Below are 19813 nucleotides of genomic sequence, written 5' to 3'. Positions count from 1 at the left end.
AGCCCGTTCCCGGAAGCGGCCGTCAGCCGGCGACCTCGACCTGGATCTCGACCTCGACCGGCGCGTCCAGCGGGAGCACCGCGACGCCGACGGCGGAGCGGGCGTGCACGCCCTTCTCGCCCAGGACCTCGCCCAGCAGCTCGCTGGCCCCGTTGAGCACGGCGGGCTGGCCGGTGAAGTCGGGCGCGGAGGCCACGAAGCCGACGACCTTCACCACGCGCACGATCCTGTCCAGATCGCCGACGACGGACTTCACGGCGGCTAGGGCGTTGAGCGCGCACACGCCCGCCAGCTCCTTGGCCTGCTCCGGGCTCACCTCGGCGCCGACCTTGCCGGTCACCGGGATCGATCCCTTGACCATGGGCAGCTGACCGGCCGTGTACACATACGCGCCGGTCCGCACGGCCGGCTGGTAGGCGGCCAGCGGCGGCACGACGTCCGGCAGCGTCAGCCCGAGCTCGGCCAGCCTGGCCTCGACGGCGCTCACTGCTTGGCCCGCTTCAGGTAGGCCACCAGCTGCTCCGGGTTGGGCCCCGGCACGACCTGGACGAGCTCCCAGCCGTCCTCGCCCCAGGTGTCCAGAATCTGCTTGGTCGCGTGCACCAGCAGCGGCACGGTTGCGTATTCCCACTTGGTCATGGCCCGACTGTAATGCCTCCCACCGACAGCCTCGTGCGAAGGCCGTACGGGGCTTGGTTAGGCTCCGCACCATGAGCAGGCTCCATGTCGTCAGCGGCAAGGGCGGTACCGGCAAGACCACCGTCGCCGCTGCTCTCGCACTCGCCCTCGCGGCCGGGGGCAAACGCACACTGCTGGTCGAGGTGGAGGGCCGGCAGGGCATCGCGCAGCTCTTCGAGACCGAGGCGCTGCCCTACGAGGAGCGGAAGATCGCGGTTGCCCCCGGCGGCGGCGAGGTCCACGCGCTGGCCATCGACGCCGAACGGGCGCTGCTGGACTACCTCCACATGTTCTACAAACTCGGCAGCGCGGGCCGGGCCCTGAGAAAGCTGGGGGCGATCGACTTCGCGACGACCATCGCCCCCGGGCTGCGGGACGTCCTGCTGACGGGCAAGGCCTGCGAGGCGGTGCGCAGGAAGGACCGCACGGGCCGCTTCGTCTACGACCACGTCGTCATGGACGCCCCGCCGACCGGCCGTGTCACGCGCTTCCTCAACGTCAACGACGAGGTCGCCGGGCTGGCCCGGATCGGGCCGATCCACAATCAGGCGCAGGCGGTGATGCGCGTGATCAAGTCCCCGGAAACAGCGGTGCACTTGGTGACGCTGTTGGAGGAGATGCCGGTCCAGGAGACCGTGGACGGCATAGCCGAGCTGCGCGCCGCGGGCCTGCCGGTCGGCAGCGTCGTCGTCAACATGGTGCGGCCCGAGGTGCTGGACGGGGCGGCCGTGGAGGCGGCGGCGAACGGCCGGCGCGCGGCCGTGGCCGAGGCCCTCGCGCACGCCCTCGCCCGGACCTCCTCCGGCGGGGAGAACCGGGCGGGCACGGCCGGATCCCTGGTCGCCCCGCTGCTGGACGAGGCCCGCGAGCACACCGAACGGCTCGCGCTCGAACGCGGCAGCCGGGCCAGGATCGAGGATCTCGGCCTCCCGGCCTGCGAGTTGGAGCTGCTCGGCGACGGAGTGGATCTGGCCGGGCTCTACCGCATGGCCCGCGCACTGCGCACGCGGGAGATCGTGACCGGCACGAGCGAGGAGGCCCGGTGAGCCTGGACAGGACGACCGTTCTCGACATCGACGCCATCCTGGACGACCGCGGCACCCGGATCGTCGTGTGCTGCGGCTCCGGCGGGGTCGGCAAGACGACGACCGCCGCCGCGCTCGGCGTGCGGGCGGCGGAGCGCGGCCGGAAGGCCGTGGTGCTGACCATCGACCCGGCGCGGCGGCTCGCGCAGTCGATGGGGATCGACGAACTGGACAACGTGCCGCGCCGCGTGCCCGGCGTCGACGCGTCGGCGGGCGGCGAACTGCACGCCATGATGCTGGACATGAAGCGGACCTTCGACGAGATCGTCGAGGCGCACGCGGACCGCGACCGCGCCCGGGCGATCCTGGAGAACCCCTTCTACCAGTCCCTGTCGGCCGGCTTCGCCGGCACGCAGGAGTACATGGCCATGGAGAAGCTGGGCCAGCTGCGCTCCCGCGACGAGTGGGACCTGATCGTCGTCGACACCCCGCCGAGCCGTTCGGCGCTGGACTTCCTGGACGCGCCGGGCCGGCTCGGCTCGTTCCTGGACGGCAGGCTCATCAAGGTGCTGATGGCCCCGGCGAAGATCGGCGGCAGGGCCGGGATGAAGTTCCTGGGCGTCGGCATGTCGGTGATGAGCGGCCCCCTCAACAAACTGATGGGGGCCCAACTGCTACGTGACGTACAGACTTTCGTGGCCGCGATGGACACGATGTTCGGCGGATTCCGTACCCGCGCCGATGCCACCTACCGCCTGCTCCAGGCTCCCGGAACGGCCTTCCTGGTGGTGGCCGCGCCCGAACGGGACGCGCTGCGCGAGGCCGCGTACTTCGTCCAGCGGCTGGCCGAGGAGCGGATGCCGCTGGCCGGGCTGGTGCTCAACCGGGTGCACGGGAGCGGGGCCGCGCGGCTCTCCGCGGAACGTGCGCTGGCAGCGGCCGAGGCGCTGACGGAAGGGACCTGTGCGACGGCGGACCGCCCGGCGGGCGGGACGGCGGACGGAGCGGGCGGCACCGCGGATTACCCAGAAAATCTTGACGGCGGCGGCATTGTGGATCGTGGCAGCGGGCAAGCTGGGACACGTACCGCTGATGACCCCGGCACCGCCACTCCCCTCGATACATCCTCTCCCGAGAGCGGCTTCCCCCAGCCCGTGTCACCCGGAGTGCCCGCGGGCTCCGCGGCATCGGGCGGTACGGCACACGACGGTACGGCACACCGTGCGTCGTCGGGATTCGAGCCGTCGGGATCCGTGAGCGAGTCCACGGCCTCGGCGGCCCCGGCCTCCAGCGACTCTGCGGCGGTCTCCAGCGACTCTGCGCCCGGGGACTCCGCGACCTCCACGGGCTCCGCGGTCTCGGCGGGCTCCGTCTTGGCGGACTCCGCGGTCTCGACGGAGCGGCTGGCCGCGGGACTCCTGCGCCTGCACGCCGAGCGCATGCAGGTGCTGACACGCGAGCGGCGCACACGCGACCGCTTCACGGCCCTGCATCCGGACGTACCGGTGGCCGAGGTGGCCGCGCTCCCCGGTGACGTGCACGACCTGGCGGGGCTGCGGACCATCGGCGAGCGGCTCGCCGGCCGTGCGGACCGGGGCGCCCCGGCTCCCCTGCCGGCCCAGGCCACGACGGACCCCGCCGTCCCGGTGGACGGCGCCGGACAGGCTGCCCCTGCGCGGGGCTCCGCGGACTAGCCCGCCGCGGCGTACGCGTCGTACTCCTCCTCGTCCAGCGGCAGGAGGCCGGCGCCGCGCTCGTACTCCGTGCGGGCCGTCTCCAGCAGGCGGCGCCACGACGTCACCGTCGGCCGGCGCCGCAGCAGCGCCCGCCGCTCGCGCTCCGTCATCCCGCCCCACACACCGAACTCGACGCGGTTGTCCAGCGCGTCGGCCAGGCACTCGGTGCGGACCGGGCATCCGGTGCAGACCGCTTTGGCCCGGTTCTGTGCTGCGCCCTGAACGAACAGTTCGTCCGGATCGGTCGTGCGGCAGGCGGCCTGCGCACTCCAGTCGGTTACCCAGCTCATGCTGGCGCCGTCCTCTCCCGAATCGAGGCTCCCCCACGGCGGCAGCGGCATATTCACCGTTGCCAGTTGAGGACGTTACGGAAGCAGGACAGGGGGCAACACCCCCTTCGGGCCCAATCTTGGATAGCCCGAAGGGACTATGTGTACGCGGCAGATCACCCAACGGAGTGACCTGGCGACATCGGCGACTTACCCATACAGATATGGGCAGTTCGCTCATTCCGTACGGGGCAGCCAATGACACACGCGGCAATACGGACATGCCTCATCACCTACAGGAGTGAGGGCAGAGGTGATGCTGAAGACAACCGCAGTGACTGGCGTAAAACAGCGTAGGCGAACACACGGGCGCCTGTCCGCCGAATGAGAACGTAGGCTTTCCCCCATGGCTATGAAGCGCTCGGGCGGGGGGTCCTCTTCGGGGGGCCGGCAGGCCGCAAAATTCCTCGGCGTCAGCGTCCTCTCCGGAGTCCTTCTGGCAGGCCTGGCCCTGCCGGGCATCGGCGCTTTCGGACTGGCGGCCAAGGGGACGGTGGAAGGCTTCGACGAGCTCCCCGCGAACCTCAAGACGCCCCCGCTGAGCCAGCGGACCATCATCCTCGACTCCGAGGGCGGCGAGATAGCCAAGGTCTACTCGCGCGACCGCACGGTCGTCCCCCTCGGCAAGATCTCCCCCTGGATGCAGAAGGCGATCGTCGCCATCGAGGACGCCCGCTTCTACGAGCACGGGGCGGTCGACCTCAAGGGCGTGCTCCGCGCCCTCAACCGCAACGCGCAGAACGGCGGGGTCTCCGAGGGCGCCTCGACCCTCACCCAGCAGTACGTCAAGAACGTCTTCGTCGAGGAGGCGGGCGACGACCCGGACAAGGTCGCCGTCGCCACGCAGCAGACCTTCGGCCGCAAGGTCAAGGAGCTGAAGTACGCCATCCAGGTCGAGAAGGAGCTGGGCAAGCAGCGCATCCTCGCCAACTACCTGAACATCACCTTCTTCGGGCAGCAGGCGTACGGCGTCGAGGCCGCCTCCCAGCGCTACTTCAGCAAGCACGCCAAGGACCTCACGCTCGGCGAGTCCGCCCTGCTGGCCGGCATCGTCCAGTCGCCCAGCCGCTTCGACCCGGTCAACGCCCCGAAGGCGGCCGCCCAGCGGCGCAACATGGTCCTCCAGCGCATGGTCGAGCTGAAGAACATCACCCCGGCGCAGGCCGCCGCCGAGAAGGCCAAGCCGATCAAGCTGAACGTCAGCCGTCCGAAGAGCGGCTGCATCACCGCCGTCAACGGCGCCGGCTTCTTCTGCGACTACGTCCGCCAGGTCTTCCTCCAGGACCCCGCCTTCGGCAAGACGAAGGAGGCCCGCGCCAAGCGGTGGAACGAGGGCGGCATGACGATCCGCACGACCCTCGACCCGCAGACGCAGAAGTCCGTCCAGAAGTCGATCACCGACCACGTCTACCAGAGCGACACGGTGGCCACGGCGATCTCCATCGTCGAGCCGGGGACGGGCAAGGTGCTGGGCATGGGGCAGTCGAAGCCGTACGGCTTCGGCAAGGACCAGACGCAGATCAACCTGTCGGCCAACCACGCTATGGGCGGCTCGACGTACGGCTTCCAGCCCGGCTCCACCTTCAAGCCGATCATCGCGGCGGCGGCGCTGGAGGAGGGCAAGTCGGCGAACCAGACGTACTCGTCGCCGTACAGCATGCCGTACCCCTCCGAGATCGCGACCTGCAAGGGCACCTGGAAGAACGGCGGGGACCAGGTCAACAACGAGAACCGGAGCGAGGTCGGCCCCTACGGCATGGCCGAGGCCACCGCGAAGTCGGTCAACACCTACTACATCCAGCTCCTCGAGGACATCGGCATCTGCCCGGCCGTGAAGATGGCGGACAAGCTCGGCCTCAAGCCGGCCAGCGGGGCCACGATGGAGCAGGTGCCGGCCATGGCCATCGGCGGCGCCGCGGGCATGTCCCCGCTGAGCATGGCCGCCGCCTACGCCGCCTTCGCCAACAAGGGCACGTACTGCACCCCCGTCCTCATCACCTCGGCGCAGGGCCCGAACGGCAAGCCCCTGAACATCCCCAGGACCAGCTGCTCCCGGGCCATGTCCGAGGAGACCGCCGAGACGGTCAACACCCTGCTCAAGGGCGTGGTCGAGGACGGCACCGGCAAGGAGGCCGGCCTCGGCGGGCGCGACAGCGCCGGCAAGACCGGTACGACGGACGGCCGCAAGGCCGCCTGGTTCGTCGGCTACACCCCGAACATGGCGGGTGCCGTGTGGGTCGGCGGCGCCGGCGACGAGGTGCAGATGGAGGACATCACCATCGGCGGCGTCTACCACGGCCAGGTCTACGGCGGTGACACCCCGGGGCCGATCTGGCGCGACGCCATGAGCGGCGCCCTGGAGGGCAGGCCCGCGCCGTCCTTCGACACCGTCTCGGGCATCGACACCGGCGGCTCCGACAAGAAGGACAAGAACGGGAAGAACAAGAAGGGCGGCGGCCCCGCCGGCCAGGGCGGCAAGCCCGGCAAGCCCGGACGCCCCCACTAGCCGACGGGACGGCGAAGGACGGCGAAGGACAACGAAGGGGCCCGCCCGGACCACGTACGGTCCGGGCGGGCCCCTTCCGCATCCGCCTTACGCGAGCTGCCGCTTGACCTCGGCGGACACCCGGCCGCCCTCGGCACGGTTCCCCACCTTCGGCTTGACGGCCTTCATGACGGCGCCCATCGCCTTCGGTCCCTCGGCGCCGCCCGCCCTCGCCTCGGCCACGGCCTCCGCGACGAGCGCGGTCAGCTCCTCGTCCGACAGCTGGGCCGGCAGGTACGCGGCGAGGACCTCGCCCTCCGCGCGCTCGCGCTCGGCCGAGTCGGCTCGGCCGCCCTTGTCGAACGCCTCGGCGGCCTCGCGGCGCTTCTTCGTCTCGCGGGTGATCACCTTGAGCACCTCGTCGTCGGAGAGCTCCCGGGCCGTCTTGCCGGCCGTCTCCTCGTAGGCGATCGCGGAGAGGGTCAGACGGAGGGTGGCGGAGCGCAGCTCGTCGCGCGCCTTGATGGCGGCGGTGAGGTCGTCGTGGAGCTTTGCCTTGAGCGTGGTCATGGCGCAATCTTCGCATCCCGCCCGCGCCCGTGCCCTTCATTAACCGCCGGCCCCCACAACTCCCGTCCCCCGCCGGTCCCATGGCGTCCACCACCGCCCAGGTCTGCGACCATGGCCGTATGCGCGCGCGATACGCAGTACCCCTGGGAATCACAGCAGCCGGAGCGGCGGGCCTCGCCTACGCCGCCGGCTTCGAGGTCCGCTCCTTCCGGCTCCGCCGGGTCACCGTGCCCGTCCTGCCGCCCGGCATGCGGCCCCTGCGGGTCCTGCAGGTCTCCGACATCCACATGGTCGGCGGACAGCGCAAGAAGCAGCGCTGGCTGCAGTCCCTCGCCGGGCTGCGTCCCGACTTCGTGATCAACACCGGAGACAACCTCTCCGACCCCAAGGGCGTCCCCGAGACGCTCGACGCGCTCGGCCCGCTGATGCGCTTCCCCGGCGCGTACGTCTTCGGCTCGAACGACTACTACGGGCCCAAGCTGCGCAACCCCGCCCGCTACTTGATCGAGAAGGCCACCGGCCGGCACGGCCTCAACGGCAACACCCCCGTCGTCGGCGCGATCCACAACCCGTGGGAGGAACTGCGCGACGGCTTCGACGAGGCCGGCTGGGTCGACCTCACCAACACCCGGGGCCGACTGAAGATCGACGGCCGGGAGATCGCGCTCACCGGCCTGGACGACCCGCACATCAAGCGGGACCGGTACGCGGAGGTCGCCGGCGGCCCGGTCGCCGACGCGGACTTCTCGATGGCCGTCGTCCACGCCCCCTACCTGCGGGTCCTGGACGCCTTCACGGCCGACCGCTATCCGCTGATCCTCGCCGGCCACACCCACGGCGGCCAGCTCTGCATCCCCTTCTACGGGGCGCTGGTCACCAACTGCGACATCGACACCGGCCGGGTCAAGGGCCTGTCCACCCACCGCGCGGGCGGCCACCGCTCCTACCTACACGTCTCCGCCGGCTGCGGCACCAACCGCTACACCCCGGTCCGCTTCGCCTGCCCGCCCGAGGCCACGCTCCTCACGCTCGTCGCCCGCGACTGAGCCGAAGCCCTGGCCGGGGACCGGTCCGGGAGGGTTTCCGGGACCGCCCGTACGGTGGAGGGATGATCGACCCGACCCCCTCCACCACCCGGGCCGGCGCGGCGAGCGCGGCAGGCGTTCCCGCGTCCGCCGTGCTCCCGGCCGTCCGCCGACCCTTCACGGCGGTCTTCCGCGCGCTCGTGGCCCTGGCCGCGCTCACCGGCGTCGTCCTGGACACGATCGACTCCGACGACCTGGGCCGGCTCTTCAGCTACTTCACCGTCCAGTCCAACCTCCTGCTGGCGGTCGCCTCCGCCTGGTCCGCCCACCGCGCCTGGACCGGACGCCCCGCCCTGTCCCCGCGGATCACGGGCGCGGCGCTGCTCTACATCTCCATCACGGGTCTCGTCTTCCACTTCGTCCTGTCGAACGACTCCAGCGGTTTCTCCATGACCAGCGACCGCACCCCCCTGGAGTCGGTCGCCAACCAGCTCCTCCACACCGTGACCCCGCTCGCGGCCGCCTTCGACTGGCTGGTGCTCACCGCGCCCGGCGGCTTCCTCCTGCGCCACGCCTGGCAGTGGCTGGCCTATCCCCTCTTCTACCTCCCCTTCGCCCTGATCCGCGGCGCCTTCCTCGACCCCGGCACCGACGGCCGCTACCCGTACCCCTTCCTGGACGTCGACCTCCACGGCTACGCGGGCATCGCCACCAACGCCGTCGTCTTCGGCCTGGCCTTCTACGCCCTGGCCCTCACCCTCACCCTCGCCGACCGCGTACGCCCCCACCTGCACGGCCTCCGGAATCGGATTTCGCCTACGGGCTCCGGTCCGCTAAAGTAGAGCTCGTTGCGCCGGGGACTCGCGAAAGCGGGAACTCGGAGTGCATCGGGGTGTAGCGCAGCTTGGCAGCGCGCTTCGTTCGGGACGAAGAGGTCGTGGGTTCAAATCCCGCCACCCCGACTGCTAAAACAGCAGATGAGGGCCACCTACTCAACTTGAGTAGGTGGCCCTCACTGCGTTCCGGAGATCGTTTGGGAGAAATCTGGGAGAAAACCGCGGCTGCGGCTTCTCCCGGATCGCCCGGGGCCTACGACCGAAGCAGCCTGTCGAGGATCCTCACGGCCGATCCCGGACTCATCGCCCGCCGAGCTTCGAGTGATGCGTGCCACATCCGCGTCAGGCCGTCGCACAGACGCTGCCTCATGGCCGGGGTCACGTGGGCGTAGCGGGCGGAGACCGAGCCGTCTATGTGGCCCATGCGCTCGTCGATGAGGGCCTTCTCCGTGTTGAGGAGTTCCCTGTCCTCCATCCAGGTCCGGTGCGTGTGCCGCAGGCCGTGAGGCGTGATGCCCTTGGCGATCGGCACCCAGCACGCCTCCGCGCGGCCAGAAGCGCCTCGGCCGCGGGCCGGCACCCCGGGCCACGGCTCGGCCAGCAGCGGCACCGGCCGGGCTTCCTGGGGAGCCTTCTTCGGGTACCAGCCATCGCCGGCCGGGTGGAAGACCCACGTGGCGAACCCGTTGCGGCGCCAATGAGCGGCGTGCCCATCCGGCGTTCCGCCCCTGATAAACCCAAGATCGGCGATTGCCTTCTCGACACGAATCCGCGTCTCGTCGGCGACCTTCTCCGGGCGGTTCAGCACGTTAGACACTGTGCCCGTGGACACCTCGGCCCGACGGGCGACGTCCACCAGCTTCGCCCCGGAGACGCCTTGGCGGGCAAGGCCCTGTCCTCGGAACACGTATTTCCTGCTGTGACAGCCGCACGGTCCGGATGCGGTACGCCTGATGTGGTCCGACACCAGTCCCGAGAGCCAGTCGGGAATGTCGATGTTGCGGTAGCTGTCGTCCTTGGGCGGGCAGTGGACCAGTTCGCCCGTGTCGAGCTCGTACAGCTGCCACTCCACACGGATTGCCCGAGGCCTTACGAACTCCACCTCCAAGCCGACGAGTTCACCCCACCGCATCCCCGTGTAGGCCTTCAGGATGCAGGCCACGAACTCATCGTCGCGTCCGGACAGCAGAGCGGCCCGCTCAGCGATGAGCAGAGCGCCAAGAGGAGTTGTCACGACCTTCTCAGGACCGCGGTCGCGAGACCGGCCGGCTCTCTTGCCCCGCCCTCGCCGTTTGGCAGCGGGGTTGGAAGTGATGAGGCCGTCGTCCTCCGCATCGGCGAGCATGAGGTGGAGCGTCGCGCGCCACGTCTTGACGCTGGAAGCCGCGTACGCGGCCTTCTCCCTCTTCTCCCACGCGTTGACGTCCTTACGGAGGATGTCGGCGAGTGCCACGTCCTCGAACTCGGGGAGCAGGTGCTCCTCGATGTGCCGCTTGTAGTTCTGCATGGTGGAGGGTGCGAGGTCTTGATCGGCGTACCAACTGCTGGCGTACTCGCCAAAGGTCGTCCGGTTCGGCGCCTCGACCTCTTCGACCGGGGCGGGGACGTTGATCTCCTCCTTGTCCTCTTCCCTGTCGGCGGCCCTCTTGGCCTGACGCTTCGTGGCGAACTTGATCACTCGGCCCGAAGCGTCTTGTACGGTCCCGTACTTACCAGGCGCGATCTTGTATCGACCACGCCAGTAGTTGCCGCGCTTCTCAGCGAAGCCCATGTGTCCCCCTACAGACCGACGGCCGGACGCTGGCTCTGGCTTCGACGCGGGGCACGGGCGCGAAGCCGGACAGCCGGGACGGCCTTGCCGGAACGCTGAGTGCGAGCGGGCTCGTCATGTCCAGCGCTGCGGCTGGTGCCCCCAATGGGGCGCTCTTCAAAGATCGCGATGATCTCGACGAGATGCTCGGCGGTGAACCTGTAGGCGCCACCGGCCCGGGTGAACGGGATCCGTCGTTGCCGGGCCTGCTCCTTGACCCACCACTCCGAGCAGCCGAGGGCCTCGGCGATCTCCGCCGGACGGAAGAGATGAGGCAGGGTGACGCCCGTGACGCTGTGACGGCTGTGACTGTTCATGCCTGCCCCCCGTTGTCACCGGGGACGACGTAGCCCCCGGCCTTCCTGATGAGCTGGACGTCGTTGGCCATGCGGGCGCAGGTCTGCCGCACCAGGGCCGGGTCGAGGTCGGTCTCCTCTGCGATCTGCTTCGGCTTGGCGCCGGGGTTCCCGCGGACATAGCGCAGGATCGTGGCCCGGGTGTCGCCGATGGTGTGGTCGGCGGCGGGGCCTTCGAGGAGCTGCCAGGCACCCGCCTCCGCGTAGAAGCGGAGCGCGTACTCGGACTCGTCCACGTCCCGGCCGGTCACATGGAGAACCCCGTCCGCCTGGCCCCGGGCACGCTTCAGGACGAGCGTGGCGTCGGCGGCCCCGGCCAGGCCGTTGGTGCCGGAGACCTCGGCGAGGAAGTCGTCCGAGCCAGCCTTACGGACGTGGTGCACCAGGACCATGGCGATGCCGTAGTGATCCGCGATCCGCTTGGCGTGACCGACGGCCGCGTAATCAGCGTCGTAGGCCGACGCGCCCGGTGCCGAAGTGCCGCGCATCTTCGCGAAGACATCGATGACGACCATGCGGGCATCGCGGTTGCGCTCGATCCACTGCGCGATGGCCTCTCCCCCGCCCTGCGGCAGCGGCGGGCACGAAGTCGCCAGCGTCAGCGAGGACGGGGCACGGTCCTTGCCGAGGATCTTGCGCATGCGGGTCTGCAGGCGCCGCGGGGTGTCCTCCAGGGCGAGGTAGAGCACCGGCCCGCCCTCAACGGCGATGCTGTCCATCGCGCGGCCGCCGACCGCGACGGCGAGGGCCAGGCCGAGCGACAGCCAGGACTTGCCGACCTTCGGCGGGCCGGCGAGGAGGTTGACGCCCTCCGAGAGGATCCCCGGCACGGCCCAGCGGGGCGCCGGGAACTCGGTCGCCATCAGCTCGTCCGCCGTCCACGCCGTGCGGATGCGCTGCTGGACGGGCTGGAGCGGCTGAGGCTCCGGGGACGAGTAGAGGTGGGGAAGGCTGTACTCGCTCTCGCTCACGCGGCCCTCCGCCCGACCGAGCGCGGCCGCCTGGCGCCGGCCTTCAGCCCGGACGCGATCGTGCCGCGGGCCTCGCGCTCGCCCTGGCCCACCTGACGGGCGGCGACCAGGAGCCATCCGGCAGTCTCGATCTCGTTCAGTTCCCCACCGGCAACGAGCTGCCCGAGGGCGACGGCCGCGAGGTAGAGCGCCTCGTTGTGCCGGTGCTCGGCGGAACCGCTCACCTTGGCCAGCTCCTGGTCGACGGCCGCACGGAGGTACGCACCGCGCCGGTCGGAGGGAAGCTTCACGACCACGGGCTTCTGCGGGGGCAGCGGAGCCGGCCGGAGGAGCTCAGCGAGCCAACCGGGCAGCGGAGCGGGCGGCGCGTCGTGGACGACGACGTACGGCTTGCCGTCGATCTCGCTGCCCGCGCCGACGATGTACCCGCCGTTCGCGCGGGTGTCGATCTTCCACCCGAGGGTGCCCACCGTGTTCCGAAGCTCCAGGTCGGCGGGGGCGGCGAAGTACAGGTGAGTGCCGCCGCTCACGCTGCGGACCGTGTAGGTCTCGGTGGGAAACGGCTGACCGTGCCGCTCGGCGAGGACAGCCAGCATGTCCGCGCCGTCGGTCACCCCCGAGGGGATGTCGACGGGCGGGACGTCGCGGTCGTTCTTGGGCACGTCGAGGTCGACGATCACCAGCCGGGACGGGCCGGTGGCGATGCCGACGTTGAAGCGACCTGCCGACCAGCACCGGACGACCCGCGCGGTGGCGGTCGTCGCGCGCAGCTCCCATGAACGGATGGCCGGGCGCTTGCTGTTGGGGACGAGGGGGAAGACGCGCCAATCCCGCTCGATCGCGTCAAGTGCGGCCCGGGGCAGCGGGCGGGGAGTGCTGTGGTGCATCCTTGTGGCACCTCCTGATTCCGTGGACGGGATGGGAGGCCGGGGCAGCGGGCTTCCTTGACCTGTTGGCCGCTGCCCCGGGCGAATTCAGGAGTCCTGCGCGCGCCTCCACGCGAGGTACTCCTGGCGGACGTACGCGCGGTAGTCGTCACCGCAGGTCAACTCGGAGCCCCTGAGGCTCAGTCCGGCGTGGGCCACGTCGTGCTCGACCAGCTGTCGGGCAAGCCGTTCAACGGCCTCGATCACCGGCCGGGCCGTCTCCTTGATCGCGATCCTGTCGAACATCGCCGCCTTGCGGAGCAAGAACTCCCGGTCCTGGCTGCCGAGGACACGGCCGTACTTCCTCAGCCAGACGACCTCGGAGAAGAGGCTCGGGGCGTCGGAGTAGGCCATGGTGAAGGTGGTGCCGTGCGGTTCAGTCGTCATTGCTTCTCCTCAAGAGAGGTCGCTTTTGCGGGCATTGATGAGCAGGAAGTGGAGGGCCTTCTCGGCCTGCTCGCCGTAGGCGTAGGAGCTGTTCGCCAATCCGGCGGCGTGGCTCCGGGCTTCGGTCAGCCGGGCCATTTCATGACCGGCGAGGTTCTCGTCCGACGCCAGTTCCTCAGCGGCTTCGGCGGCCCGTACGCAGGCGATGACGTTGCGCCTCAGCTCGGCGAGGCGCTCATTCCCGGCCCACGCCCCGAGGGCTTCCGCGAGGTCCGGCAGCTCGCCCATGGGCGTCACGTACTCACCGAACTCGTCGCGCTCGAACTCGATGCAGCGCGGTTGCTGACTGTTGATGACGGCCAGGACAGCCATAGCGGTGCCGTAGGCGTACATCCTCGCCGTGGACCGGTAGAGCGTGGCCGTCGCCTGCTCATGGGCCGCGCAGAGGTCGTGGATCTTCCCCAGGGCCACGGCGTGCGGGTGGACCTGGTGGATGTGCCTGCCCGCGGTCCGGATGTGGCCCTCTTCGTACTGGAGCCGGGCGGGCTCGACGTTCCACATGGCGACCTGGGCCGCCTGGTGCGCGAGCCGGGTCTCACGGGCAGCGGCCCCGAGAGCGAAGACGCTGTCGGTCAGGCTGTGGAACCAGCTGATGGAACGGTTGGACATGAGTCCTCCGTGAGTGGAGTGCGGCCGGTCTGTCCGGCCCTCCGCGCGGCCCCGGCTTGCTGAAGTCGGGGCCACACAGGGAGCCGTCAGGCGATGGCCGACGCCGACTTGCCACTGTCCCCGGCCACCTTGAGCAGGAGCTCGCGGAGGTCGGTGCCCACGAGAGCGGCAAGGCGCTGCTCGATCGCCTGCCAGGAGGCGGAGTCGATCGACATGAGCGCGGCGACGGCGGCAGGGCCTTTGCCTTCCTCGATGGCCGTCATCGCGTCCCTGAGCTCACCCGCGGCCATCAACGAAATGGGGCGCACGGCGGACGAGTTGGTCTGCGTCGACACTGGAGTTCTCCTTCGCGGTCAGAGGCTGGGGATGGCGTGGCTGATGGCCGCCATGACCTGGTCGATCGGCGCGGCCGCGCCGGTCCGGCTGAGGTAGAAGCCGAAGAGCACGGCGACGACGGCCGAGCCGGCACCGAGGGCCTTCGAGCGGACGAGCATGGCCATGAGGAGGCCGAAGAAGACGAGGGCGGAGATGGAGAAGGACACGGGCGAGGACTCCTCGGGCTCGGTCAGCGGGTGCCGTCGCGATGCACGCGGACGGCGGCGTTGTAGAGGTGACGGCCCACGCGGATTCGCTTGCCGTGGCCGTCGCAGCGACGGCAGTAACGACCGCGGGTGATCCGGCCATGACGGTTCTTCTTGACCTTGAAGCCGAAGCCCCGGCACTTGCGGCAGTTGCCGAACGGGCTGACCGCGCAGAGGGCGGCATAACCGAGAGCGACGAAGAGAACAGCGGGTATAGCGGAGAGGGCGGAGCTCACGAAGGGCCTCCCGAGCGAGAATTCAGGCTGTGCACGCGGAGAGCCGCTAACCGCTAGCGGCCTGGTCAGGGCATGTACTGAGCGCTAGCGGGGCCGCTAACGTTAGCGAGGCGAGCCGCTAGCGATAGCAGCCCCGGCGCGTCATCCGGCTTCCTGGTTCCCGTCACGTTCAGCGACGATTTCAGCGACGTCGGCTCGGATGAGGCCTCGTCGGTTGACGACCTTGCCGTTCATGCGGCGGCCGATCTGCACGGTCTCGATCCCGAACGGCTTGAGGGAGGCCGTCAGTTGCTCGGCGGCCCAGCCGGAGTAGATGTCGGGCCGCAGATCTTCCAGGCGGGCGACGACGGTTTCGTTCCAGACCTTCGGCTCGGCCACCGGGACAACTGCGAGGATGTCGCGCAGCAGGTCGTACGAGGACGTTGTGTCGACCTCCGGCTCCTCGCCCAGAGCGTGGCCGGACAGGGTGCCGGCTGCTTCCCTCAAGGCGCGAGCACGGACGGCGATACGGTCGGCGGCCACAGCATCGGCGTAGACAGCGCGGACGATCCGGGCGTCCGCGCCTTCGCCGACGAAGTAGTGCACGCCCTTGTCGGCCCAGGCGAACATGGTGGCGCGCACGCCGCGCTTGTAGGCGGACGTCCCCAGCACCATGTCGTTCTCCAACTGGCCCATCACCTTGAGGCAGAAGCGGGCCGAGGCGTTGGCGCTGATGCCGGTGGGCAGGGCCTTGGCGTCAGGCCGCTGGGTGGCGAGCAGGAGGACGATTCCGGTGGCCGGGCCGCGCTTGACCAGGTCGGTGCAGATCTCCTCGAACTCCCGGCCATATTTCTCGTGCTCGAACCACACTTGGCACTCGTCCGCACCGATCACGATCGGGTGCAGCCCCAGGCCCTTCTTGGAGGCGAGTTCACTGGTCACCTTCGACTCGGGGCACAGGTCCCGGGGCAGGGACCGGATCACCTTCGTGCGCCGACGCATCTCCTGGCGCACGGCGCGCAAGTCGCTGATCGCGTACTCGATGTCCTCGTCGTCGTCCCCGGCCCGGTGTCGGTGCGAGATCCGGTTGCCGACCGGATCCAGGTCGCCGGTGCCCTTGAGGTCGTAGGTGTGGACCTCGGCCCGAGCGTCCAGGGCGGCGATCAGCAGCAACAGGCGGAGAAGGAACGTCTTGCCCATGCGGGGGATCGCGCCGATGACGGCTGCGATGTACATGAGGGTGAGTTCCACCCACCGGCCACGCTGGTCGGTGCCGAAGGCCACGGGCTTGAACAGGTCCACCGTCCCGGACTTCATCAGGGGCCAGGCAGGCTGCTTCGACTTGGCCATGTCCTGGTCCCCCACCCAGAGGACAAGTCGCCCGGTGTGTTCGTCAGGGACTGCCTCGGGCCACACACAGCCCAGCGGCCGGCGGAGCCCCGAGGCGAGCCTGTCGCGTCGCTCGATCACGTCCGTGACCGTCACGCCGTACGGCAGGTCACCTTCCGCACGCCAGCCGGGACCGTCCCGGGTGATCGGCGCGGTGAAGGTGAAGCCGTCTCCGCCTTTGCTCTGCGTCGAGTTGATGGCCGCGATCCCCAGGGCACCGAGAGCACGGAGGACGATGTCGCTGGTGAGCTTCTGCAGCTTCGGCGCCTCTACCGCCCGGGTGATCACGGGAGCGTCCGCCGGGGTGCCCAGGTACCCCAGAGCCAGGATCGCGGCACCGGCCGAGACCGCCTGCATCCAGCCCGGGGCCAGTACGTAGAGCGCCAACGCCGCCCCGGCCCCGAAGAGCGAGGCGAGAATCGTGACAAAAGTCCGCAGACGTACGCGGCCGTCGCGCTGCCGCGAGAGCCGGAGGTATTCGCCGGCGTCCTCGCGTCGTACAGCCGCGAGCCGAACGGGCTCGCCCTCGGCGTCGGCCACCCACCGCATGGTCCCGCCCACGAAGTGGGCGGCACCCTGGGGCGCTTGGAGAGCGAGCTTCGCCGCGTACACCGGAGAGCGCCAGAGGTGGTACCCGACCACATGGCTGTAGTGCCCGGCCACCCACTTCGCGGAAGCCCCCAGCTCGGCCCGGTCGCGCATCCACAGGGGGATGATGGGCCGACGCTTGGTGCTCGCGAGCCGAGCCATGAATCCGGTCTTCGGCTCATCCGGCCCGTCCACCATCACCATGGCGTCGGGGTCCTGCGCGACCGACCCGGCTTCGCCACGCCCGGACCGGGCCTTGTCGAGGTCGAGCACCGCCCCTTCGCCGGCGGTCCCCACCGCCGGGCTGCTGCTCGGATCGTTGTCGACGTCCTTGTCGTGCTTCACTGACAGTTCCTTCCGTCAGGGAGGGATTCGGGCCCGGCCCTACCCGCCAAAGCAGCGGCCGGGCCCGGAGTTTGGGTTCAGGGATCGATCAGGAACTCGCCGAGGCGGCCTTCTCCGGTTCGGCCTCGTCTTGTCCATTCACCTGGGCCCGGCGCACGGCCGGCGGGCGACCACCGCGGTCGCTGTCGAGCTTCACGAAGACGCTGTGCACGTAGCTGGGAGCACGGGTCGCCCGTCGCGCGGTTTCGCGGATGGAGAAGCCCTTCGCCCACCCGTCCTCGATGGCAGCCTGGGCCTCCCCGCTGCCCAGCTTCTTCACGTCCGGGCCGCCTTCTGGTTCCTCCAACGGCTCGGGCGCACCGGGGTGTTCAGGTGAACAGTTGCGGGCGTTCACCCTCTGAGCTGGGGCGACATCAGCGAACAGCACCTTCGGATACCCGCGCTCGCGAATCCCTTCCGTCGCCTTCCGCATCTGTCTGCGAGCCAGGGAAGCCAGTGCGGACGCTGCCGGGTCCGAGTCGGGCTCGTCCCAGGGCGACGTCAGGTCGAGACGTGTCAAGCACACTGCACTCATGGATGCGGATCGGCTGGCGTGTTGTCGTTCTCGGTCCAGAGGCGGCGGCTGTACCAGCCGGGCGGGCGAGTCCGTCGTTCCCGCAGTTCGGCAAGTTCTTGCTGGCCGGCGTGAGCGATGAGCCGGTGCGGCCAGGAGCTCTCGCGGCGCGTGGTGATCCAGCCTCGGTTGATCCAGGCGTAGAGGGTGGAGGTGGTCATGTCCAGTTCCGCGGCCAGGTGTTTGAGCCACCATTCGTCCGGGCCGGGGCCTTCGCCGGGAAGTGCGGGGCGGTGGCGGTGGACACGGCCTGCCGGGCAGCCGAGACGGCGCATGAGGTTGCGGATGGTGGTCGCGGTGATCCGTTTGCCGCCCTTCGCCGGGCGGTAGCCCTCGGCTTCCAGGCGGTCGGCGATCCCGCTGGCGCCGGTGCCCTGGCCTGCGAGTTCCCTGATCCGGCTGGTCAGCTGTGGGTAGTAGGACAGTTGGTCGAGCCGCTGGACCGGGCGGACGAGCTCGCCGGAGGTGGTGGCGCCGCCCGCCCAGACGATGACCGCGGTGACGCGTTCGGTGGTGCCGGCCACGGTGACGACGACCTTGTCGACGATCGCGCGGATGATCTCCTTGCGGTCCGTGACCGTCGTCGTCTTCGCATGCCACAGCCCGTTGATGTCACCGGCCAGAGTGGTGATGGTCCGGCGCTCGGCGGGGGTGAGGGTTCGCGGGCTGGTGCGGGTGAAGCGGGCGTGTTCCTCGCGGAGTTTCTGCTGGCTGGCCAGCGCGGTCTCCCATTCCTTCTCCAGCTGGCGCACGACCAGGCGGTTTTCGGGTTCGGCCAGGTGGTAGCAGCGGCGGGCCCGGTCGGCTTCGTACTCGGCCCGCTCCAGCCGCTGGGCCCACAGCTTCTCCAGTTCGGCCCGCTCGGACATGACCTGGTCAGCCGCCTGGAGCGAGACCTCGACGGCGGCGGGCGTGAGCGCGGCCAGGACCTGCTGTTCGACGAAGCGGTCCACGCATGCCGCGTTCAGGAGCTGGCAGGTCCTGGCGGCTCCGTAGTTGGTGACCTCCCGGGAGCACACGTACTCCGGGACGGCCTTGCTCTCCTGGGTGTGATACCGCACGATCACGCGGCGGTGGCAGCGGCCGCAGAAGACCAGCCCGGCCGCGAGAGCGGGCCCGTTGCGGACGGCGCCCATGGTCTCGGCGCGGGCCCGGTTGGCGGCGAGTTTCGCCTCGTTCGCCTCGAACTGGGCCACCGTGATGTAGGCGGGGAGCACGTCGGGGACCATCACGAGCCATTCGTCCCTTGCCTGGACGACCCGGCCCGTGCTGGGGCGGGCGGGGTCCTTGCGGCGTGGGTCGACCCGGCGCCGGCCGTAGGCGTAGATGCCGGCGTAGGCGGGGTTGTGCAGCAGGGTCTGCAGGGTCATCCGGTTCGGCCTCCGCCATTCCAGGGTGCCCTTGTCCGGACCCTCGCGCAGCCGGATGCCCAGCTGGATGTCGTGGTCGACGAGGTAGCGGAGCATCCCGTGCAGCGTGCCGATCCGCTCGAACTGCGCGAAGACCAGGCGGATGACGGTCTGCACCTGCTCGTCCGGGTCGAAGACCACCTCGCCCGAAGGACGGCGGACATAGCCGGAGGGCAGCGGGAAGGTGAGTTCGCCGCGGCGGGCCTTGTTGATGCGTCCGTTCCACATCCGCTGCTTGATCAGGTGGAGTTCGGCCTCGCTCATCGTGCCCTTGAGCCCGAGCAGCAGCCGGTCGTTGTAGTCCGCCGGGTCGTAGACCCCGTCGGTGTCCGCCAGCACCGCCCCCGACAGGGCACACAACTCGATGAGCTGGTACCAGTCCTTGCCCGAGCGGGCCAGACGGGACATCTCGATACCGAGCACGAGGCCGACGTGGTCCAGGCCGATCTCAGTGACCAGCCGCTGGAAACCGGTCCGGGCCACCGCACTCGCCCCGGACATCCCCTGGTCGTCGTCGATCACCAGGACCCGGTCCGCCTCCCAGCCCAGCCTCACCGCCCGGTCCACCAGCGCATACTGCAGCCGCGTCGACTCCTGATGATCCAGGACCTGCTGCCGCGTGGACTGACGGACATAGACCGCCGCGAGACGCAGGAGGTGACGGTCGGTCACCTTACTGTCAGCCCTCTCCCAGGGCATCACCGCTGTCATGACCGGCCCCGTTCACCCGGCGCCGCAGCGGTCGACATCACGCGGCCAGCCAGCTTCGCCAACTGCCGCACCACCGCCTGCCGGTTCACCTCCGGCAGCCCGGCCCACACCCTCTCGTCCGACGCCGGCCGCACAGTCCTCTGGGGCCGACATCACCTC

At 70.0% G+C, this 19813-nt stretch carries 21 protein-coding genes and 1 tRNA gene; 6 read left to right on the top strand and 16 right to left on the bottom strand.

Annotated features, from left to right (window positions below; all coding sequences use genetic code 11):
* Nucleotides 1-22 precede the first annotated feature (22 nt).
* Together AB8735_RS20565 and AB8735_RS20560 are read right to left on the bottom strand one after the other, a co-directional pair.
* A complete protein-coding gene (locus tag AB8735_RS20565; protein ID WP_344018965.1) occupies nt 23-487 on the bottom strand; it encodes a RidA family protein in 465 nt (154 codons plus the stop codon).
* Nucleotides 484-639: a DUF4177 domain-containing protein gene (locus AB8735_RS20560; protein WP_143650014.1), complete on the bottom strand. Its 156-nt coding sequence runs from the start codon at nt 637-639 to the stop codon at nt 484-486. The genes AB8735_RS20565 and AB8735_RS20560 overlap by 4 nt, the downstream gene beginning before the upstream one ends.
* Between AB8735_RS20560 and AB8735_RS20555 the strand changes: the two genes are divergently transcribed.
* Both AB8735_RS20555 and AB8735_RS20550 read left to right on the top strand, forming a co-directional pair.
* Complete coding sequence (locus tag AB8735_RS20555; RefSeq protein WP_344018972.1) at nt 618-1724, top strand: ArsA-related P-loop ATPase; 1107 nt, start codon at nt 618-620, stop codon at nt 1722-1724. The genes AB8735_RS20560 and AB8735_RS20555 overlap by 22 nt on opposite strands.
* Nucleotides 1721-3397 (top strand): ArsA family ATPase, encoded by a 1677-nt coding sequence (locus tag AB8735_RS20550; protein WP_372408732.1) that lies wholly within the window; start codon nt 1721-1723, stop codon nt 3395-3397. Before AB8735_RS20555 ends, AB8735_RS20550 begins: the two co-directional genes overlap by 4 nt.
* Here AB8735_RS20550 and AB8735_RS20545 read toward each other — a convergent pair.
* On the bottom strand, nt 3394-3729 hold the full coding sequence (locus AB8735_RS20545) for a WhiB family transcriptional regulator (protein ID WP_344018976.1): 336 nt from the start codon (nt 3727-3729) through the stop codon (nt 3394-3396). The genes AB8735_RS20550 and AB8735_RS20545 overlap by 4 nt on opposite strands.
* Nucleotides 3730-4114: 385 nt before the next feature.
* Between AB8735_RS20545 and AB8735_RS20540 the strand changes: the two genes are divergently transcribed.
* Nucleotides 4115-6274 (top strand): transglycosylase domain-containing protein, encoded by a 2160-nt coding sequence (locus AB8735_RS20540; RefSeq protein ID WP_344018978.1) that lies wholly within the window; start codon nt 4115-4117, stop codon nt 6272-6274.
* 87 nt (nt 6275-6361) lie between these two features.
* On the opposite strand, the gene AB8735_RS20535 is transcribed toward AB8735_RS20540, so the two are convergent.
* Entirely contained in the window at nt 6362-6823 is a 462-nt protein-coding gene (locus AB8735_RS20535) for a GatB/YqeY domain-containing protein (RefSeq protein ID WP_344018980.1), read from the bottom strand.
* 119 nt (nt 6824-6942) lie between these two features.
* Between AB8735_RS20535 and AB8735_RS20530 the strand changes: the two genes are divergently transcribed.
* From AB8735_RS20530 to AB8735_RS20520, 3 genes are all read left to right on the top strand, one after another.
* Complete coding sequence (locus AB8735_RS20530; protein WP_372408731.1) at nt 6943-7869, top strand: metallophosphoesterase; 927 nt, start codon at nt 6943-6945, stop codon at nt 7867-7869.
* Nucleotides 7870-7931: 62 nt separating this feature from the next.
* On the top strand, nt 7932-8690 hold the full coding sequence (locus AB8735_RS20525) for a Pr6Pr family membrane protein (protein ID WP_344018984.1): 759 nt from the start codon (nt 7932-7934) through the stop codon (nt 8688-8690).
* A 46-nt stretch (nt 8691-8736) separates the two neighbouring features.
* A tRNA-Pro gene (locus tag AB8735_RS20520) sits at nt 8737-8810 on the top strand.
* 127 nt (nt 8811-8937) lie between these two features.
* Here the strand turns inward: AB8735_RS20520 and AB8735_RS20515 are convergent.
* The 12 genes from AB8735_RS20515 to AB8735_RS20460 all read right to left on the bottom strand — a co-directional run bounded on the left by AB8735_RS20515 (nt 8938) and on the right by AB8735_RS20460 (nt 19615).
* Entirely contained in the window at nt 8938-10455 is a 1518-nt protein-coding gene (locus AB8735_RS20515) for a tyrosine-type recombinase/integrase (protein ID WP_372408730.1), read from the bottom strand.
* An 8-nt stretch (nt 10456-10463) separates the two neighbouring features.
* The gene (locus AB8735_RS20510; protein ID WP_372408729.1) at nt 10464-10811 is read right to left on the bottom strand and encodes a helix-turn-helix domain-containing protein; all 348 of its coding nucleotides are present in this window, start codon (nt 10809-10811) and stop codon (nt 10464-10466) included.
* On the bottom strand, nt 10808-11821 hold the full coding sequence (locus tag AB8735_RS20505; protein WP_372408728.1) for an AAA family ATPase: 1014 nt from the start codon (nt 11819-11821) through the stop codon (nt 10808-10810). Before AB8735_RS20505 ends, AB8735_RS20510 begins: the two co-directional genes overlap by 4 nt.
* Nucleotides 11818-12708: a bifunctional DNA primase/polymerase gene (locus AB8735_RS20500; RefSeq protein WP_372408727.1), complete on the bottom strand. Its 891-nt coding sequence runs from the start codon at nt 12706-12708 to the stop codon at nt 11818-11820. Before AB8735_RS20500 ends, AB8735_RS20505 begins: the two co-directional genes overlap by 4 nt.
* Before the next feature lie 87 nt (nt 12709-12795).
* A complete protein-coding gene (locus AB8735_RS20495) occupies nt 12796-13134 on the bottom strand; it encodes a hypothetical protein (protein ID WP_372408726.1) in 339 nt (112 codons plus the stop codon).
* A gap of 9 nt (nt 13135-13143) precedes the next feature.
* Entirely contained in the window at nt 13144-13803 is a 660-nt protein-coding gene (locus AB8735_RS20490) for a hypothetical protein (protein ID WP_372408725.1), read from the bottom strand.
* A gap of 86 nt (nt 13804-13889) precedes the next feature.
* Nucleotides 13890-14138 (bottom strand): hypothetical protein, encoded by a 249-nt coding sequence (locus AB8735_RS20485; RefSeq protein ID WP_372408724.1) that lies wholly within the window; start codon nt 14136-14138, stop codon nt 13890-13892.
* Between the two features lie 18 nt (nt 14139-14156).
* On the bottom strand, nt 14157-14345 hold the full coding sequence (locus AB8735_RS20480; protein WP_344018998.1) for a hypothetical protein: 189 nt from the start codon (nt 14343-14345) through the stop codon (nt 14157-14159).
* Nucleotides 14346-14368: 23 nt separating this feature from the next.
* The gene (locus AB8735_RS20475; protein WP_372408723.1) at nt 14369-14620 is read right to left on the bottom strand and encodes a hypothetical protein; all 252 of its coding nucleotides are present in this window, start codon (nt 14618-14620) and stop codon (nt 14369-14371) included.
* Between the two features lie 141 nt (nt 14621-14761).
* A complete protein-coding gene (locus AB8735_RS20470) occupies nt 14762-16849 on the bottom strand; it encodes a cell division protein FtsK (RefSeq protein ID WP_372411881.1) in 2088 nt (695 codons plus the stop codon).
* Nucleotides 16850-17009: 160 nt separating this feature from the next.
* On the bottom strand, nt 17010-17480 hold the full coding sequence (locus AB8735_RS20465; protein ID WP_372408722.1) for a hypothetical protein: 471 nt from the start codon (nt 17478-17480) through the stop codon (nt 17010-17012).
* An 11-nt stretch (nt 17481-17491) separates the two neighbouring features.
* Complete coding sequence (locus AB8735_RS20460; protein WP_372404421.1) at nt 17492-19615, bottom strand: recombinase family protein; 2124 nt, start codon at nt 19613-19615, stop codon at nt 17492-17494.
* Nucleotides 19616-19813: the final 198 nt, after the last annotated feature.

The sequence above is a fragment of the Streptomyces luteireticuli genome (assembly GCF_041519305.1).
Classification (GTDB): domain Bacteria; phylum Actinomycetota; class Actinomycetes; order Streptomycetales; family Streptomycetaceae; genus Streptomyces; species Streptomyces luteireticuli.
The sequence above is the reverse complement of the archived record's forward strand: the minus strand, read 5'-3'. Positions and strand labels throughout refer to the sequence as shown.

Bases quoted from the DNA above. Each gene is read 5' to 3' on its own strand.
- AB8735_RS20560 (WP_143650014.1), bottom strand. From the start codon at position 639: ATGACCAAGTGGGAATACGCAACCGTGCCGCTGCTGGTGCACGCGACC.
- AB8735_RS20545 (WP_344018976.1), bottom strand. From the start codon at position 3,729: ATGAGCTGGGTAACCGACTGGAGTGCGCAGGCCGCCTGCCGCACGACC.
- AB8735_RS20540 (WP_344018978.1), top strand. From the start codon at position 4,115: ATGGCTATGAAGCGCTCGGGCGGGGGGTCCTCTTCGGGGGGCCGGCAG.
- AB8735_RS20535 (WP_344018980.1), bottom strand. From the start codon at position 6,823: ATGACCACGCTCAAGGCAAAGCTCCACGACGACCTCACCGCCGCCATC.
- AB8735_RS20530 (WP_372408731.1), top strand. From the start codon at position 6,943: ATGCGCGCGCGATACGCAGTACCCCTGGGAATCACAGCAGCCGGAGCG.
- AB8735_RS20525 (WP_344018984.1), top strand. From the start codon at position 7,932: ATGATCGACCCGACCCCCTCCACCACCCGGGCCGGCGCGGCGAGCGCG.
- AB8735_RS20515 (WP_372408730.1), bottom strand. From the start codon at position 10,455: ATGGGCTTCGCTGAGAAGCGCGGCAACTACTGGCGTGGTCGATACAAG.
- AB8735_RS20510 (WP_372408729.1), bottom strand. From the start codon at position 10,811: ATGAACAGTCACAGCCGTCACAGCGTCACGGGCGTCACCCTGCCTCAT.
- AB8735_RS20500 (WP_372408727.1), bottom strand. From the start codon at position 12,708: ATGCACCACAGCACTCCCCGCCCGCTGCCCCGGGCCGCACTTGACGCG.
- AB8735_RS20495 (WP_372408726.1), bottom strand. From the start codon at position 13,134: ATGACGACTGAACCGCACGGCACCACCTTCACCATGGCCTACTCCGAC.
- AB8735_RS20490 (WP_372408725.1), bottom strand. From the start codon at position 13,803: ATGTCCAACCGTTCCATCAGCTGGTTCCACAGCCTGACCGACAGCGTC.